Genomic DNA, 1,325 nt, shown 5'->3' with positions numbered 1-1,325 from the left:
CGCTGGTACTAGTAGGTGCGAATAAATGATCCGGTTTACGAAATCATGGATTTCAAGCCGAATTTGATAAGGAGGGGAGGTCGTTGATCTCCCCTCCTAGATGTTTATTCCTTGCATTCCTCCGCTTTGGCCATGGCGGTTTGATCGCCTTTTTGTTGGGCGTTAACGTCTTGTTGCGATGTAGCAAGATTAGGGTCGCCGCCACCTTCCTTGTTGGCTAGCGGAATGGTCTGACCATCTTTTTTAGCGGTCTGCCCTTCACTGCTACTGGTTGTCGTCCCAGTGCTTGCTGCTCCGGTTTGAGTGGCTGTTGGCGTCACTTTCCAGGGGCTGAACAATGCCGATAGAGCGGTTTGGTCGCAGCCACTGGCCAAGGATGAAAAGATCAACGCTTTATTCAGTCCGCCAGGAGACGGAGGGGGAACCAATCCGGATTTCATTTGTTTTTTGGATGCTGATTTTCCAGGTCAGCTGAGCCCTTGTTGCAGCTACGCCGCCAATATTCAGGGCTCACCAACTGGCGGCGAGCTTGCAAACTCGCCGTCTTTTTTGTTTGGCGGAAGCCGCAGGACATCCATGTTGACGAAGAATCCGGGCTCTTTGCCCTCTGTCGGTAACAGCAATTGGCCTGGATCATCGCTGCGCAAGCCGCCAGGATACCGAAGCCCGCCACGCAAGGTAGCGGGCTTTCTCTCCCATTCGTCAGACCGGCAAAGTTTTAATTAATTGGACAGGTAGATAACTTTTCGATCTTTCGTCGAAACGATGACCGGCTGCTTCTTTACATAGACGTAACTGTAGTCCGGGCTGTCCGGTATAGGTACCAGCTCGACATCCTCGGGGATTGCGGTCCCGACGGCCACATCCTCATCGATCATGATGTCCTCAGACGGGTTGGCGATCACATAGTCCCGCGCCGGCTGGGGCACTTCCACGATGACGGTATCTTGTGCGAGCACCTGACCGGCTCCCGCAAACATCAATGCAGCGGTTAGAAGAAGCATGCGTTTCATGGGTTTACTCTCCCTTGATTTACCCTTCCCTTCAGCATGCCTAATCGACGATGGGCGATTTGGTTCCGAACGCGAGACCAGATAGCTTTCGCGGAACTCTCGTTTCTCAGATGGGGAATATCGGGCGATCGTCAGGCGACGACGTGCAATCCAGCCTTGCCCGTCTCAACTGAACCAACGATCCGGGCTGCAGGATAGCCCGCACTGGTGATCTCTCGGAGCAATTCCGTTGCGCGTTTCGGGTTGCAGGAAACCAGTAGTCCCCCAGAGGTCTGGGGATCGGTCAGCAGGTGCCGCCGCCATACAGGGAAA

Annotated in this window: 2 protein-coding genes and 1 pseudogene; all 3 read right to left on the bottom strand. The window is 54.2% G+C overall.

Going from position 1 to position 1,325, the window contains the following annotated elements; genetic code table 11:
- Positions 1 to 104: 104 nt before the first annotated feature.
- Entirely contained in the window at positions 105 to 440 is a 336-nt protein-coding gene (locus tag ACXJ5O_RS27160) for a hypothetical protein (RefSeq protein ID WP_457302622.1), read from the bottom strand.
- Between the two features lie 282 nt (positions 441 to 722).
- Positions 723 to 1,013, bottom strand: coding sequence for a DUF1236 domain-containing protein (locus tag ACXJ5O_RS27155; RefSeq protein ID WP_457302621.1), 291 nt, complete (start codon positions 1,011 to 1,013; stop codon positions 723 to 725).
- A 131-nt stretch (positions 1,014 to 1,144) separates the two neighbouring features.
- Positions 1,145 to 1,325: pseudogene (locus tag ACXJ5O_RS27150) on the bottom strand (selenide, water dikinase SelD); the annotation flags it as partial.

The organism is Phyllobacterium sp. P5_D12 (assembly GCF_054049495.1).
The sequence above is the reverse complement of the archived record's forward strand: the minus strand, read 5'-3'. Positions and strand labels throughout refer to the sequence as shown.